This window comes from Pseudomonas sp. WS 5011, assembly GCF_012985775.1.
GTDB lineage: Bacteria > Pseudomonadota > Gammaproteobacteria > Pseudomonadales > Pseudomonadaceae > Aquipseudomonas > Aquipseudomonas peli.
Genome location: NZ_JAAQXA010000005.1, coordinates 140,383 through 154,956, shown reverse-complemented (window position 1 = coordinate 154,956; position 14,574 = coordinate 140,383). Strand labels below are relative to the sequence as shown.

15 protein-coding genes are annotated in these 14,574 nt (G+C 59.9%); 13 read left to right on the top strand and 2 right to left on the bottom strand.

The window, feature by feature from the left end:
• Positions 1 to 60: 60 nt before the first annotated feature.
• Together HBN63_RS07705 and HBN63_RS07700 are read left to right on the top strand one after the other, a co-directional pair.
• On the top strand, positions 61 to 810 hold the full coding sequence (locus HBN63_RS07705) for an electron transfer flavoprotein subunit beta/FixA family protein (protein ID WP_090247968.1): 750 nt from the start codon (positions 61 to 63) through the stop codon (positions 808 to 810).
• A complete protein-coding gene (locus tag HBN63_RS07700) occupies positions 811 to 1,740 on the top strand; it encodes an FAD-binding protein (protein WP_167141134.1) in 930 nt (309 codons plus the stop codon).
• Between the two features lie 66 nt (positions 1,741 to 1,806).
• On the opposite strand, the gene HBN63_RS07695 is transcribed toward HBN63_RS07700, so the two are convergent.
• Positions 1,807 to 2,736 (bottom strand): alpha/beta hydrolase, encoded by a 930-nt coding sequence (locus HBN63_RS07695; protein WP_170049001.1) that lies wholly within the window; start codon positions 2,734 to 2,736, stop codon positions 1,807 to 1,809.
• Positions 2,737 to 2,902: 166 nt separating this feature from the next.
• Between HBN63_RS07695 and HBN63_RS07690 the strand changes: the two genes are divergently transcribed.
• The 9 genes from HBN63_RS07690 to HBN63_RS07650 all read left to right on the top strand — a co-directional run bounded on the left by HBN63_RS07690 (position 2,903) and on the right by HBN63_RS07650 (position 11,246).
• A complete protein-coding gene (locus tag HBN63_RS07690; protein ID WP_256665679.1) occupies positions 2,903 to 3,676 on the top strand; it encodes a transporter substrate-binding domain-containing protein in 774 nt (257 codons plus the stop codon).
• 9 nt (positions 3,677 to 3,685) lie between these two features.
• Positions 3,686 to 4,042, top strand: coding sequence for a DUF4398 domain-containing protein (locus tag HBN63_RS07685; protein WP_282875515.1), 357 nt, complete (start codon positions 3,686 to 3,688; stop codon positions 4,040 to 4,042).
• Positions 4,039 to 4,851 carry an OmpA family protein gene (locus HBN63_RS07680; protein ID WP_170049000.1) on the top strand — a complete coding sequence of 271 codons (813 nt, stop codon included), beginning with the start codon at positions 4,039 to 4,041 and terminating at the stop codon, positions 4,849 to 4,851. Before HBN63_RS07685 ends, HBN63_RS07680 begins: the two co-directional genes overlap by 4 nt.
• A gap of 232 nt (positions 4,852 to 5,083) precedes the next feature.
• Entirely contained in the window at positions 5,084 to 6,523 is a 1,440-nt protein-coding gene (locus HBN63_RS07675; RefSeq protein WP_170048999.1) for a PLP-dependent aminotransferase family protein, read from the top strand.
• A gap of 70 nt (positions 6,524 to 6,593) precedes the next feature.
• Positions 6,594 to 7,349 carry a hypothetical protein gene (locus HBN63_RS07670; protein ID WP_170048998.1) on the top strand — a complete coding sequence of 252 codons (756 nt, stop codon included), beginning with the start codon at positions 6,594 to 6,596 and terminating at the stop codon, positions 7,347 to 7,349.
• Positions 7,350 to 7,486: 137 nt separating this feature from the next.
• Positions 7,487 to 9,247 (top strand): VWA domain-containing protein, encoded by a 1,761-nt coding sequence (locus HBN63_RS07665; RefSeq protein ID WP_170048997.1) that lies wholly within the window; start codon positions 7,487 to 7,489, stop codon positions 9,245 to 9,247.
• The gene (locus HBN63_RS07660; protein ID WP_170048996.1) at positions 9,244 to 9,825 is read left to right on the top strand and encodes an RNA polymerase sigma factor; all 582 of its coding nucleotides are present in this window, start codon (positions 9,244 to 9,246) and stop codon (positions 9,823 to 9,825) included. Before HBN63_RS07665 ends, HBN63_RS07660 begins: the two co-directional genes overlap by 4 nt.
• Positions 9,822 to 10,598 carry a hypothetical protein gene (locus HBN63_RS07655; protein ID WP_170048995.1) on the top strand — a complete coding sequence of 259 codons (777 nt, stop codon included), beginning with the start codon at positions 9,822 to 9,824 and terminating at the stop codon, positions 10,596 to 10,598. Before HBN63_RS07660 ends, HBN63_RS07655 begins: the two co-directional genes overlap by 4 nt.
• Before the next feature lie 150 nt (positions 10,599 to 10,748).
• Complete coding sequence (locus HBN63_RS07650; protein WP_170048994.1) at positions 10,749 to 11,246, top strand: hypothetical protein; 498 nt, start codon at positions 10,749 to 10,751, stop codon at positions 11,244 to 11,246.
• A 34-nt stretch (positions 11,247 to 11,280) separates the two neighbouring features.
• Here HBN63_RS07650 and HBN63_RS07645 read toward each other — a convergent pair whose 3' ends face one another.
• Complete coding sequence (locus HBN63_RS07645; protein ID WP_170048993.1) at positions 11,281 to 13,107, bottom strand: long-chain-acyl-CoA synthetase; 1,827 nt, start codon at positions 13,105 to 13,107, stop codon at positions 11,281 to 11,283.
• A 179-nt stretch (positions 13,108 to 13,286) separates the two neighbouring features.
• On the opposite strand from HBN63_RS07645, the gene HBN63_RS07640 reads away from it, so the two are divergent.
• Both HBN63_RS07640 and HBN63_RS07635 read left to right on the top strand, forming a co-directional pair.
• On the top strand, positions 13,287 to 13,661 hold the full coding sequence (locus HBN63_RS07640) for a VOC family protein (RefSeq protein ID WP_170048992.1): 375 nt from the start codon (positions 13,287 to 13,289) through the stop codon (positions 13,659 to 13,661).
• A 104-nt stretch (positions 13,662 to 13,765) separates the two neighbouring features.
• Positions 13,766 to 14,536 carry a transporter substrate-binding domain-containing protein gene (locus HBN63_RS07635; RefSeq protein WP_170048991.1) on the top strand — a complete coding sequence of 257 codons (771 nt, stop codon included), beginning with the start codon at positions 13,766 to 13,768 and terminating at the stop codon, positions 14,534 to 14,536.
• Positions 14,537 to 14,574 lie beyond the last annotated feature (38 nt).

Below are 14,574 nucleotides of genomic sequence, written 5' to 3'. Positions count from 1 at the left end.
AGTTCCCGCCATGTTCGCTTCTGGCGACATTCTTATTCACCGGAGAGTAACGAGGAATCCATGAAGGTTCTTGTAGCTGTCAAACGAGTGGTCGACTACAACGTCAAAGTTCGCGTCAAAGCGGACAACAGCGGCGTTGATCTTGCCAACGTCAAGATGTCGATGAACCCTTTCTGCGAAATCGCCGTGGAAGAAGCTGTACGCCTGAAAGAAAAAGGCGTGGCGAGCGAGATCGTTGTCGTAACCATCGGCCCGGCCACTGCTCAAGAGCAGCTGCGTACCGCGCTGGCGCTGGGTGCTGACCGTGCCATCCTGGTTGAGTCTGCCGACGAGCTGAACTCTCTGGCTGTGGCCAAACTGCTCAAGGCAGTGGTCGACAAAGAGCAGCCTCAGTTGGTGATCATGGGCAAACAGGCCATCGACAGCGACAACAACCAGACCGGCCAGATGCTGGGCGCGCTGACTGGTTTCGGCCAGGGCACCTTCGCTTCCAAAGTGGAAGTTGCCGGTGACAAGGTCAACGTAACCCGCGAAATCGACGGCGGTCTGCAGACCGTTGCGTTGAGCCTGCCGGCCATCGTGACCACTGACCTGCGTCTGAACGAGCCGCGTTATGCGTCGCTGCCGAACATCATGAAAGCCAAGAAGAAGCCGCTGGAAACCGTTACCCCGGGCGACCTGGGTGTTTCTACCGCTTCCACCGTGAAAACCTTGAAAGTCGAAGCGCCTGCTACTCGCAGCGCCGGCATCAAGGTCAAGTCCGTGGCTGAACTGGTCGAGAAACTGAAGAACGAGGCGAAGGTAATCTAAATGACTATCCTGGTTATCGCTGAACACACCAATGCCGCCCTGGCTCCTGCCACGCTGAACACTGTTGCAGCTGCAGCGAAGATCGGTGGTGACATCCACGTTCTGGTAGCCGGCTCCGCGTGCGGCGCTGCTGCCGATGCTGCTGGCAAGATTGCTGGCGTGGCCAAAGTACTGGTTGCTGACAACGCTGCTTTCGCGCATCAGTTGCCGGAAAACGTTGCGCCGCTGGTTGCCGAACTGGGCAAGGGCTACAGCCACATCCTGGCTGCTGCTACCAGCAATGGTAAGAACATCCTGCCGCGCGTTGCCGCTGCGCTGGACGTTGATCAGATCTCGGAAATCATCGCTGTTGAAAGCGCCGACACTTTCAAGCGTCCGATCTATGCCGGTAACGCCATCGCCACCGTGCAGTCTTCCGCTGCCGTTAAAGTGATCACCGTGCGTGCCACTGGTTTCGATCCGGTTGCTGCTGAAGGCGGTTCCGCTGCCGTTGAAGCCATTGGCGGCGCAGCTGACGCTGGCAAATCGGCTTTCGTCGGTGAAGAACTGGCTAAGTCTGATCGTCCTGAACTGACCGCTGCCAAGATCGTCGTTTCCGGCGGCCGCGGTATGCAGAACGGTGACAACTTCAAGCACCTGTACGCGCTGGCTGACAAGCTGGGCGCCGCTGTTGGTGCCTCGCGCGCCGCAGTTGACGCTGGTTTCGTGCCGAACGACATGCAGGTCGGTCAGACCGGTAAGATCGTTGCCCCGCAGCTGTACATCGCTGTCGGTATCTCCGGCGCGATCCAGCACCTGGCCGGTATGAAAGATTCCAAAGTGATCGTTGCGATCAACAAGGACGAAGAAGCGCCGATCTTCCAGGTGGCTGATTACGGCCTGGTCGCTGACCTGTTCGAAGCTGTGCCTGAGCTGGAGAAACTGGTTTAAGCCGGGTTCCCTAGTGCAGAAAAAACCCGCTCATTGAGCGGGTTTTTTTATGCCCGCTCTTTCGCGTTAGTTCTGCTGGGCCTGGAGAAAGGCTCGGTAGTGTTCGGCGGTTTCCTGGGGACGTTCGATCATCGGCGCATGGCCGGTATCCGCCATGATGGTCACGCTGGGTTTGCGCAGCAGCGGTTGCATAACCTCGATGCTGGAGACGTGCAAGGCCCGATCTTCGTCGCCCCAGATGATCAGCGTTGGCGCTTGGATCTTCGGTAGTTCAGGCTCCAGCGGGATATAGCGCTCGATCAAATGGACAAATATCTGGTCGTAGTGGGCACTGTTGGCGATGGCCTGCTCGGCGAAATAGCGCTTGAGCGATTCGGTCAGGTAGGGCGGCTGCACGAAGATGAAGTCCAATAGGCGCTGAAAGTCCTCAGGGCTTTTCACCACCAGCGGATTAGGTTCGCCGCGCTGTAATCGTTGCATCAATTCGCTGGGGTGTGGCGATGTGATGCCGGCGTTGTCGAGTAACGCCAGAGATAACGTTCTATGCGGGTAGCGTGCGGCATACAGAGCGCTGATATGCCCACCCATGGAGTTGCCGATCAGGTGCAGCTGCTCAATTCCCAGTGCATCAATCACGCTGGCCAGTCGCTCGGTCTGGGTGCCTACGTCGTAGCTGCCAGCAGGTTTATCGCTGGCGCCGAAACCTGGCAAGTCGAGGGCTATAACGCGGTAATCCTGGCTGAGGTAGCGGGCGAAGCGCAGCCAGTTGTCCTTGTTGGCAGCAAAGCCGTGCACCATCAGGATGGTTTGTGCGCTGCTTGGGCCGCCCTCGTAGTAATGAATGTTAAGATCGCTCACGCTGATTTGTTTAAGGCTCAGCCCGGCACGCTGCCGCTCCACCAGTTGTAGGGTCGTTAACAAGGCAGCAGGCGACAGGTAGAGCAGGGCGGCACTGCCTGCGAACAGCAGCACCAATGCGGCGATCAGTTTTTTCATGGCTAGTCTTTATCGCGAATTTGTATGAATGCGTATTAAGCTAGCATGATTCAGAAATCCCCCCGATGTGTGGCCGCAGACGCCCATCCAAGGTTAAGTCGAGAAGTCGCCAATGCTTGAGCGTGGTTTTTATAGGTCGGTTCTTCAAGTGTTCGCTTTATTGCTGATGCCAGCGTTTGCCGTGGCCGCAGGCAAGTGCGAGCGCCTGGTGGCGACCGGTAATCCGGAGTATCCGCCATACCTGTGGCGTGATCCGCAGAACCCCCAGCAACTGATTGGCGCCAATGCCGATCTGTTGCAGCACCTGGCCAAAGAGCTGGGCGTTGTCGTGGATATCATCTACACCGGGCCCTGGTCGCGGGCTCAGGATGAGGTGCGCACCGGGCGTGTTGACCTGATTGCCGGTGCATTTCTGACGCTGCCACGCCTGGAAAGCATGGACTATGTACACCCCGCGTTCTACTTCACCCCCAGCGTGGTGTGGGTACATCGCGGTGCTGAGTTCCCTTATGCCGGCTGGGATGACCTGCGCAATCGAACAGGCGATACCTTGGTCAATAACAGCTTTGGTCAGACCTTTGATGCGTACGCCAAGAGCAACCTGACGTTGGAGGGCGTTGCCAGCTTGACCCAGGCGTTCCAGAAGCTTTTGCTGGGGCGCACCGATTACGTGCTGTATGAGCGTTATCCGGGGCAGGCGCTGGCTGATAGTCTCGGCATGCAAGACGATTTGCTGGTGCTTGACCCGCCGATCTCCAGTGAAGGCTTATACCTGACGCTGTCGCATAACTCGGCCTGCAATGACGCGTGGCTGCGCGGCATGTTGGCGAAGAAAATGAACGAGGCAGTTGCCAGTGGTTTGCCGGACGATTTGCTGCAGCGCAATCTACAGCGCTGGAAAGATCAACAGCTCACACCCAGTGCTGACACTGAACAGTAGGGAATACCTGTGATTTATCGACGTATCTGCGCGGCCTTGCTGCCGCTCATGCTCAGCGCTTGTGCATCCGACCCTGCGCCTAACGAGCAGCTTCGCTTGACCGAGCAAGCCCTCAGCCAGGCCAAGGCATTGGGTATGGCCGCCGAACAATCGGCCTCATTGCGTCTGGCCGAGGAAAAGCTTGTGTTGGCGCAAGCCGCCATGGCCGACGAGGATTACAAGCAAGCGCGGGTGCATGCCGAGCAGGCTGAGTTGGATGCGCGTCTGGCCGAAGCGGAACATCTGACCGGAAAAAGCCAGCAGCAATTGGCTGAGTTGAGCAACGCCATCAATCGTTTGCGCAAGCAGCTGGGAGGCTTGCAATGAAGCCTATTCCGCTCAGCCTGTTAGGACTTGCCGCGGCCGTGTTGTTGGCAGGCTGTGCGTCATCGCATAACTCCAGTGATCAGGCTCTGCAGGCCGCGCATACGGCCTTTCAGCAGGTCAAAGAAGATGCCGATGTGTTGCGCAGCGCACCTAAGGACCTGATTCGCGCGGGCGAGTCGTTGGCCAAAGCCGATCGCCTGTCGAGCTACTGGGGCAGTACCGATGATGTCAGCCATTATGCTTACCTCAGTCAGCAGTACAGTGCGATTGCCAAGCAGAAGAGCGCGCTTAACCTGAACCAGGAGCGTGCAGTCAAATTGGAGCTGGAACGCCAGCGCCTACAGTTGGCCTTGCGTGAAGCCAAGCTGCTCAGCGTGCAGGATCAGAGCAACTGGCTTGAGGAACAGATGGTGAGCCTGGCGACGATTCAGAGCGAACGTGGCCTGGTGATGACCCTGGGCGATGTGCTGTTCGATGCTGGCCACAGTGACCTCAAGGCGTCGGCCAATCGCACCGTGTTGAAGCTGGTGCAGTTCCTTCAGCTTAACCCTCGACGTGTCGTGCGCATTGAGGGCTATACCGACAGCCGCGGCGATGCACAGGAAAATCTTGAACTGTCTCGCGCACGCGCTCAGGCCGTGGCCGATGTGTTGGTCGATCTGGGCATTGATGCCAAGCGTATCGAAGTACAGGGCCATGGCGAGAGCTTCCCGGTCACCGAAAACGCCTCGGCCAAAGGTCGGGCGCAGAACCGCCGGGTGGAGATCGTGTTCTCTGATGAGCAAGGTAACTTAGGCTCGTCACGCTAGCCTTCTGCCGTTAAAAGCCTCGGTTAGCCGGGGCTTTTTATTGCCTGCTATTTGGGTGAGTTAACGACTACGGGGTGTTTTCAGGTGAAGTTGCACAATCCGCACAATGAATGATTGAACCGTTACAGTCCTGGCAGATTGGCACTGTATCGCCCACAATTCAGTGAGCTGTACCGGTGCAATTATAAATGCCCGGTTTACTGTTACGGTTCAGTCAAGCAGGAACGCGGTCATGACCAATCTGTTGCTTTATCAGCGCATTGCCCAGCAGCTGGCGGAAGACATCCGCCGTGGCGTCTACCAGCCCGGTGAGCGTGTGCCTTCGGTGCGTAAGATGAGTGCGCAGCTCAGTGTCAGCCACGCCACGGTGTTGCAGGCCTACGCCAATCTGGAAGATCAGGGCCTGATTCGCGCCCGCCCGCAGTCAGGCTTCTATGTCCACCAGACCCCAGCCCTGACCGCGCCCACTCCCGATATTGCCCGCGTAGAGCGCCCTGGATTGGTCACGCGCAGCAGCATCATCAATCAGGTGCTCACCGAGTCACGCCGCGAGGGTGTGTTTCCCCTCGGCGCAGCGGTGCCGCATGTGGATTACCTGCCGGTGCGCGCGTTGCACCAGCAACTGGCCAAGGTCACCCGTTTTCACAGTGCACGGGCTTTTAGCTATATGTTCAGTCCGGGCTTTGAGCCGCTGCGCCGCCAGGTGGCGATCCGCATGCGTGATGCCGGTGTGGTGGTGGACCCGACCGAGGTGGTGATCACCCACGGCTGCGTGGATGCCCTGCAGATGAGCCTGCGCGTGCTGACCAAGCCGGGTGATCTGATCGCCGCCGAGTCGCCGACCTATTACGGCCTGCTGCAACTGGCTGACCTGCTCGGCCTGAAGGTCATCGAGATTCCCAGCGACCCGACCACCGGCATCAGCCTGGAAGCCCTGCAACTGGCTGCCAACCAATGGCCGATCAAAGCGCTGGTGCTGACCGCGCGGCTGAGCAACCCGCTGGGCGGCACCATTCCCGAAGAGCGTCAGCGCCAGTTGCTGCGTCTGGCCGGTGATTACGATATCCAGATCATCGAAGACGATATCTATGGCGAACTGATGTTCGAGCAGGGCCCGACCAAGGCGCTCAAATCCCATGACCGCGAAGGGCGGGTGGTGTATTGCTCGAGCTTCTCCAAGACCCTCTCACCCGGTGTACGCATCGGCTGGATTGTCGCCGGCAAGTATCAGGATGAAATCCAGCGACTGCAGACCTTCAGCACCCACTCGGCGTGCAGCGTGACGCAGATGGCGGTAGCGGCCTATCTGGAGAACGGCGGTTACGACCGCCACCTGCGCTTTATTCGCCAGGAGTACCGTAAGAACCTCAGCGCCTTCCAGCTGGCGGTGCAGCAGTATTTTCCCGAAGGCACGCAGATGAGCCGGCCCAAGGGCGGCTTTATTCTCTGGGTCAGCTTGCCGGCGCGGGTCAACACCAAGGACCTGCACGTGCGCGCCCTGCAGCAGGGCATCAGCATCGCGCCAGGGCTGATCTTCAGTAATACCGAGCAGTTCAACCACTGCATCCGCCTGAACTGCGGCATCCCGTGGAACCGCGAAGCCGAGCGCGCGCTGATGACCCTGGGCATGCTGGCCGGGCAGCTGTGTCAGGAAGGTCAGGTTGTTCCCTGAGCGCCTGCCTTTTAGCCATCGCTGCGCTACGCTTGAAATCGTCAGTGAGGCACCTTAGGCGGAGAATTTGGTGAGGACGATTGTTGCGCTACTCTGCCTGTTGGTTGGTCTACAGAGCGCCCGTAGTGACGACTTCACCGTTGGGGTTGAGGCGATCAACTTTTACCCGATTTATGACGGGACGTCGGTGCAGTACCGAGGCTATGGCCGCGATGTACTGGACCGCTTCGCCATTAAATATGGCCACCGCTTCCAGTACGTCGTTCTGCCGGTCAGGCGCCTGTACCGCAACTTCTTCACCACAGACGAGCTGGACTTCAAGTTCCCTGATAATCCGCTTTGGCAGCGGGATATGCGCAAGGACAGCGTCATCACTTACAGCGACACCGTTTATCAGGCGCTGGAGGGCTTGTTCGTGTTGCCGGCCAACCGCGATAAATCGCTCGCGCAGTTGGCAGCGATTGCCACAGTCAGGGGGTTCGATGCCTGGCCCTACAAAACTGAGATCGCGAAGGGTGTCATCCAATTGCAGTTCGCAAACACTCAGGAAAGCCTTTTAGCCCTGGCTCGCCACGGCCGTGTGGGCGGTATTTTCTACGAAGAAAGCGCGCTCAATTGGTATCAGCGCATGAACGATGTCCCGCATAGCGACAAACTCGTGTTGAACAAACGCATGCCGCATTATCGGCCGCAATTTTTCCTCTCCACGCGTACGCAGCCGCAGGTGATTGTTCAGTTCAACCAGTTTTTGCAGGACGAAGCCGCTTTTTTGCAGCGTCTTAAGAACCAGTACGGGTTATCGCACGCACCCACGCCATCGTTTTGAGCGCGAGCGGCTCGAGTGACAGTTCCTAGTATTGCCAGCGCATTGTTTGTGCCTTTGCATCATCCATTAACCCGTATGCCGACACCTCTGCGTCTACCTGAGCGAATGGTTTGTTCGATCGCTCAGGAGATGCGCCCATGTCTGCTTATCCCGTATTGCTTACCCGTCCTCTGCTTGCCGGTTTTGCCGCAGGCGTATTGATCATCCTTGGTGCGTGCAGCGCCGCCAATCCCGAAGCGCCGACCACCGAGGCTGGCAGCCCGAAGCTCAGCGATCAGGCCCATAAGCGTGAACGGGCCGAATTGCATGAACAGCTGGCCGCTGCCCCCGCTGAGTTGCAACGCAAAAGCCAGGTGGCGGGCGGCGCCGTGATGCCCAGCGTGGCCTATGCGCCTATGCCGATGTCTGCACAGGCTGATGCCTTGCCGCCTGCTTACTTGGGGAAGAGCCGCGAGGAGAACCGCGAGCAGTATCAGAAACTGGCCGACAACCCGGTGCATGCCGTCACCGAGGCCCCGGTGTCGACCTTCAGCATTGATGTAGACACTGGCAGCTACGCCAATGTGCGGCGTTTCCTCAATGGTGGGCAGCTGCCGCCGCAAGATGCGGTACGACTGGAGGAGCTGGTCAACTACTTCCCCTACGCCTATCCGCTGCCCAAGGGCGATGTGCCGTTTGGCGTGCACACTGAGCTCGCGGCCACGCCGTGGAACCCGGAGAGCCGCCTGCTGCGTATCGCCATCAAGGCTTCGGATCTGCGGGTAGACGAGCTGCCGCCGGCCAATCTGGTGTTTCTGGTGGATGTCTCCGGCTCGATGGATCGCCGCGATGGCCTGCCCATGGTGCAAAGCACCTTGAAGCTGCTGGTCGAGCAGCTGCGCGCCCAGGACAAAGTGTCGCTGGTGGTTTACGCCGGCTCATCCAGCGTGGTGCTGCAGCCAACATCCGGCAGTGATAAAGCCAAGATCCGCGCGGCTATCGACCAGCTTACGGCGGGCGGTTCAACGGCGGGCGAGTCGGGCATTCAGCTGGCCTACCAGCAGGCGCAGCAGGGCTTTATCGACGGCGGCATCAACCGCATCCTGCTGGCTACCGATGGCGACTTCAATGTCGGCATCAGCGATTTCGAAGCGCTCAAGCAACTGGCCGCCGACAAGCGCAAAACCGGCGTCTCCATGACCACCCTGGGCTTTGGTACCGATAATTACAACGAGCAGTTGATGGAGCAACTGGCCGACGCTGGCGACGGTAACTACGCCTATATCGACAACCTGCGCGAGGCGCGCAAGGTGCTGGTTGATCAGCTCAGCTCGACCCTGGCGACGGTGGCCCGCGATGTGAAGATCCAGGTCGAGTTCAACCCGGCTGAGGTCAGCGAGTACCGTCTGCTGGGCTACGAGAACCGCGCGCTGAAGCGTGAGGACTTCAGTAACGACAAAGTCGATGCCGGTGAAATCGGCGCGGGCCACACGGTAACCGCGCTGTATGAAGTGGTGCCGGTGGGCGGAAAGGGCTGGCTGGAACCGCTGCGCTATCAGCAAGCGGCCAAGGCGGACAGCCCGGCGGGCGAACTGGCCTGGCTGCGCATTCGCTACAAGACGCCAGGGCAGGACGTCAGCAAACTGTTGGAGCAACCGATTCAGGCCTCTGATGTACGTGCCGTCAGCCAGGCCAGTGAAGACCTGCGCTTTGCCGCCGCTGTGGCCGCCTTTGCTCAGCAGCTCAAGGGCGATACCTACACCGGGCGCTTCAGCGTGGCCGACAGCGCCGAGCTGGCGCGTAACGCCAAAGGCGATGACCGCTTCGGTCTGCGCGGCGAGTTCGTACAACTGGTGGAACTGGCGCAGAGCCTGCAAACTGCGTCGAATCTTTCCACGACCGCACGAGTACAGCAGTGAATCGACCCCTCACGGATGACGACGCCGCCTTGTTGCGGCGTTACCGCCGCGGTGATGCGGCGGCTTTTGCCGAGTTGTATGAGCGTCACCGGCTCGGCCTGTTTCGCTTTCTATTGGGCTTGTGCGGCGACCACGCCCTGGCCGAAGAGGTGTTTCAGGACACCTGGATGAGCTTGATCCGCAGCCAGAGCGAACAGCGCGATAGCGTGCTGTTCAAGACCTGGCTGTACCAGATCGGCCGCAACCGGTTGATCGACACCTGGCGCAAGCACGGTCGTCACCAGGCGGGGCATGCTGAGTACGATGAACAGCAGCATGCCCCGCACGACCCGCAGCCGGGACCTGAGCAACAGCTCAGCCTGAGCCGCGATCAGCAGCGTTTAGAGGCCGCTCTGGCGGATTTACCAGCGGAGCAGCGCGAAGTGTTTCTGCTGCGCGCCCACGGTGATCTGGAACTGACCGAGATTGCCGAGCTGACCCAGATACCTACAGAAACGGTGAAAAGCCGTTTGCGCTATGCCCTGCAGAAGTTACGTCGGCTGCTGGCTGACCCGGCCGCCGAGGAGTTGTCCGTATGAACCACGATCAACATAGGCTCGATGAACAGGAACTGCAGATGCTGGAGCATTTCCGCCAGCACAGCGGCGGCGCGCCCAGTGCGCAACTGGATGCGCAGATTCTCGCGGCGGCCAGCGCAGCAGCGCGCCGCGCGGCTACAACCGAAGCCAAACCTGGCCTGAGCGCGCGCCTGCACAACTGGCTGTTCGGCGCAGGTGGTCGGCAACGCTGGTCGGTGGCGTTGGCCGGGGTCGCGTGCCTGGGGATTGTCGTGAGCCTGACTTGGCGCACCTTCGAGCAAGCACCGGATGCCTTCGATGCCGTGCCCAGCGGCGCATCGATGTCGCCGGCTGCGGCGAGGATGGTCCCACAATCTGCACCGATGCCCGCGCCGCTGGCAGAGTCCGCTGTGGTGGCTGATGAGGAAGAACGCTCGCGTGCGGCGCAGCCTGCACCGGTGATCCAGGGCTACAGTGCCGATGCCGCCAAGGCCGAGAAGAAGCTTTCGGCCGATGCCTCCAATCAGCTGTTGCACGAAGAGTCCGCAGCCGATGCGTTGCATGAGCAACTGCCACAAGCAGCCCGTGCGCCTGCGGTATCAGCCCCCGAAAAAGCCGCAGACGCAGCTGGCAGTCAGGCCGAACAGCAACTGCGCAGCGAGTTGCAACGCTTACTCAAATTGCGCCGTGATGGTTGGACGGATGAAGCCGATGCCTTGCTGTTACAGCTGATGCGTGAGCACCCGGAGCTGGATATCGACGCGCAATTGCAGCAACTGCAATCGGCTGAATAAGGCCGAATAGGTAAGTCGCTGGCGGCCATCGACACCGGTGGCCGTCGGCTGACTCTTAGCGCGCTGTTACCTGCCGTACGTATTGCGCGCTTGCCAGCGTGGGGGGGGGGGCCAGCATAGCGGCTTGTGTCACTGCCTTTGTACCTGCCCATGTTGCCTATTCGAAGCCTCGCGCTGCTGCTGACAATGCTGTCACTGGTGGCCTGCGAGCAAAGTACCAACCCTCCTGCAATGCCCAAGGTTGAAACCGCCAAGGCGCAACCGGCGCAAACCGTGGTTCCCAGCAAAGCGGACAAGGCCGAACCGGCGCCCGTTGTGAGCAAGCCTGCACAGCCCAAGGCTGTTGAAGCCAAACCTGCGGTAGCGGCACCTACCAAGTCGAAACCTGCTGTGGTTGCAAGCAAGCCCGAGCCCGCTGAACAGAAAGCGCCGCTGGATCTGAAACTGCGCACTGATGTGTTTGATCCCCTGCAGCCGGTTGCACCGCTCAGCGACCTGTCGATCCCGTTATTGCCGCCGATGTTTGGCGACAAGGATAAGAAAGAGGAGCCCTTTCAACTCAATGGCAAGCTGATCACCAACGAGCGCGATGACGACTACTGGCAATCGGTGGAAGGCGCGCAGTTGCAGTTCGAGTTCAAACAGTAGCAGGCAGCGTTGATAGCCCGCCTGCTGCCGGCAATCAGAAGCGATAGGCTTGCTCGCCAATGGCGGCGAACAGCGTCTGATCCAGTGGGGTAAAGCGCTGCTCGCCTGGCAGGCGCACCCACAGCGGCTCCTGCACGACTGCGGGGTTGTAGGCGGCCTGCTTGAGGTCGGTCTTCTTATATTTGAAGGTGCCGGTGGTTTCTACCTCGCCCAGCAGGCGGATAAACAGCGGCGTGGCATACACCGGTAATTCTCCATCCAGGTACGCGGCAAGGGCGGCGCTATCCAGTTGCTGGCCTTCACTCAGACGCAGCGCGGCCATGCCGCAGCGGCCATTGGTGCCAGGGATTTCCACGCCGTAGACCACTGCATCCTCGACGCCTGGGAAGGCACCGAGGACGTTCTCCACCTCGGTGGTGGAGACGTTTTCGCCTTTCCAGCGGAAGGTGTCGCCCAGGCGGTCGACGAATTGCGCGTGCTTGCAGCCGATATCGCGCATCAGGTCGCCGGTGTTAAACCAGGCATCACCCTTCTTGAACACGTTGCGCAGGATCGCCGCTTCGCTCTTGGCCGGGTCGGTGTAGCCGTCGAACGGCCACTTGGCGCTGATCTCGCTGATCAGCAAACCCGGCTCGCCCTTGTCGGCTTTCTGCAGAAAACCCTTTGCGGTGCGGATGGCGCAGTCGTTCTCCAGGTCGTAGCGCACGATGGCGTAGGTGGCGGGGGAGAAGCCCACGGTGTTGTCGAAGTTGAATACGTTGGTAAAGCCGATATTGCCTTCGCTGGAGGCATAGAACTCGGTGATCTGCTCAACGCCGAAGCGCGCCTTGAACTCGCTCCAGATCGAGGGCCGCAGGCCATTGCCGATCATGCAGCGCAGGCTGTTGTGCTTCTCCGCAGCGCACTCGGGCTGGTTGAGCAGGTAGCGACACAGTTCGCCGATATAGCCGAAGCAGGTGGCTTGATAGCGCTGCACATCTGGCCAGAAGGCGCTGGCGGAGAACTTGCGGCGCAGGGCGATGGCCGCGCCGCCAGCCAGCGCGGCGCTCCAGCACACGGTGACGGCGTTGTTGTGGTAGCAGGGTAGGGTCAGGTAGAGCACGTCCTGGTTGTTCAGGGTCAGCCCGGAATGACCGAAGCCGCCGTAGGCCTTGATCCATTTGCCGTGGCTCATGATCGAAGCTTTGGGCAGGCCGGTGGTGCCGGAGGTGTAGATAAGAAAACAAGGGTCCTTCATCTGCACCTTGGCGCTATCAGGCGGGTTATCACTGGCCTGGCTGCGCGCCAGTTGCATCAGGTTGGTCCAGCCAGCCGGTGCCTGGCCGGCATCGCTTAGGCAATCCTGATCGGCTACCCAGTAGCGTGGCGTCTGCGGGTTGTCGAGTTGCTCGGCCACCTCATTGAAGGCGACGAGTAGTTCTTCGCCGATCAGCATAAAGCCTGGTTTGACCAGATTCAGGCTGTGGGCCAGCACCTTGCCGCGTTGGGTGGTGTTGACCAGGGCACCGACCGCACCGAGTTTGCTCAACGCCGCGAGGATCGCCAGCAGCTCCAGGCGGTTTTCCAGCATCACCGCCACCACGCTGCCATGACGCACGCCTTCGGCCTTAAAGGCCCATGCCAGGCGGTTGGCCCAGGCGTTGAACTGGGCATAACTGAGACTGCGCGACTCATCCAGCAGCGCCGGGCGCTCAGGATGTTGCTGCGCTGCCCGTTCCAGTGCCCAGGCCAGGGAGAGGTTCTTCTCGCGGTTGCGAATACCGGCGTAATACAGGCCGCGCAACATACGCGGCACTCGCGGCAGGTGCTGCGGTAGGCGGGTTAGAAAACGCAGCGGGGAAATCAGATCGGTCTGGCTCATGGCTCTCGCGCTTATGGTTGTTCTGCGGGGGCGAAGTGCCACTCTAGCCGTCGTCCGATAGCGCTGCCATGGCTGTGGCGCATGCCGGACAAGGCAGCTCGGCAAATAACTGTACAGGCCGTTGCCGAGCCATTCGGGGTGTGGCATTACAGGGAATGCTTAATGCTGAGGAGCCGACGATGAACCTGAATCAAGTGACTGTTGCGGTCACCGATGTGCCACGCGCGATAAGCTTTTACCAGCAACTGGGGTTGCAACTGATTGTCGAGAGCCTGCCGGACTATGCGCGGTTCTGTTGCCCGGATGGCCAGGCCAGCTTTTCCCTGAGTCGGGTCGAAAAGGTGCCGGCCAGCCAAACGCTGATTTACTTTGAATGCGCTGCACTGGATCAGACTGTCGCCCACCTGCAGACCCTTGGCATCGTGTTCAGCATGCTGCCGACCGACCAGCCCTGGCTATGGCGCGAGGCCTACCTGCAGGACCCAGATGGCAATCCGCTGTGTCTCTATCACGCCGGCGAAAATCGTCTGAATCCGCCCTGGCGGCTGAGCTGAAACGCCAGATTGGTGTTTTTGCAGGTCGGCAAGCCACTGAAGCTGGCCTGCGGCTAGACTATCCATAGCGTTCGGTTCAACAGCGTTTACCCTAAGGTTTGTGCATGAGAACAACTCGCCGTGTTTCAGCTACAACGCCTGTGTTTATCCTCTTTGCGCTGATCCTGCTGGCCCCGTTGGCGAGTGCCGACAGCCTGCGCGTTGGCTACTTCGACCTGCCGCCTCATACGCCGTTGCCAGGGCAGGCCGATACTGAAGGGACGGCGATTGCCTACTTCGAGAAAATTGCCGAGCGTATGCAGCTTAAAGCGGTGAGTTATCAACGTTATCCACTGTCGCGGCTGTTACAGATGCTGCAGCGTGATCAGCTGGATATGGCACTGATCCTGGCCAAGACTCCGGAGCGTGAAGCGACGCTGGTCTACCCGGCACAGCCCTTTGTGGTGGTGCAACCGTTGCTGCTGGTGGCCCGTGAGCACCCTCTGCAGCGGGTTGACTCGGTCGAACAACTGCTGCCCTTGCGTTTAGGCGCCTGGCAGGACGGTTACCGCTCGCCCATGCTGCGTGACCCACGCTTACAGCTGCAAACCCTGAGCAGCAGCAACGTATTGAACCAGAGCCTAAAAATGCTCCAGGCCGGGCGCCTGGAGGCGTTCTACTACCCCGACGACTTGGCCGTGCGCTATCAGGTGCAACACCTGAGCATGCAAGACAGCATTCGCCTGCTGCCGTTGCCCAAGGAGCACATGCAGCTCTACTCAGCATTCTCCCGCACCGCAGCCGTGCGGTATCTGCAGCTCTATGAGCGAGCGCAGACCGAGGTGGCAGCGCAGCAGGGGTACGCGGCTTTCTTTCGTCAGCAGCTATTACCTTAGCGTGGGTTTTACTGGTCTTTCCTTGGATTGAGCCGGTG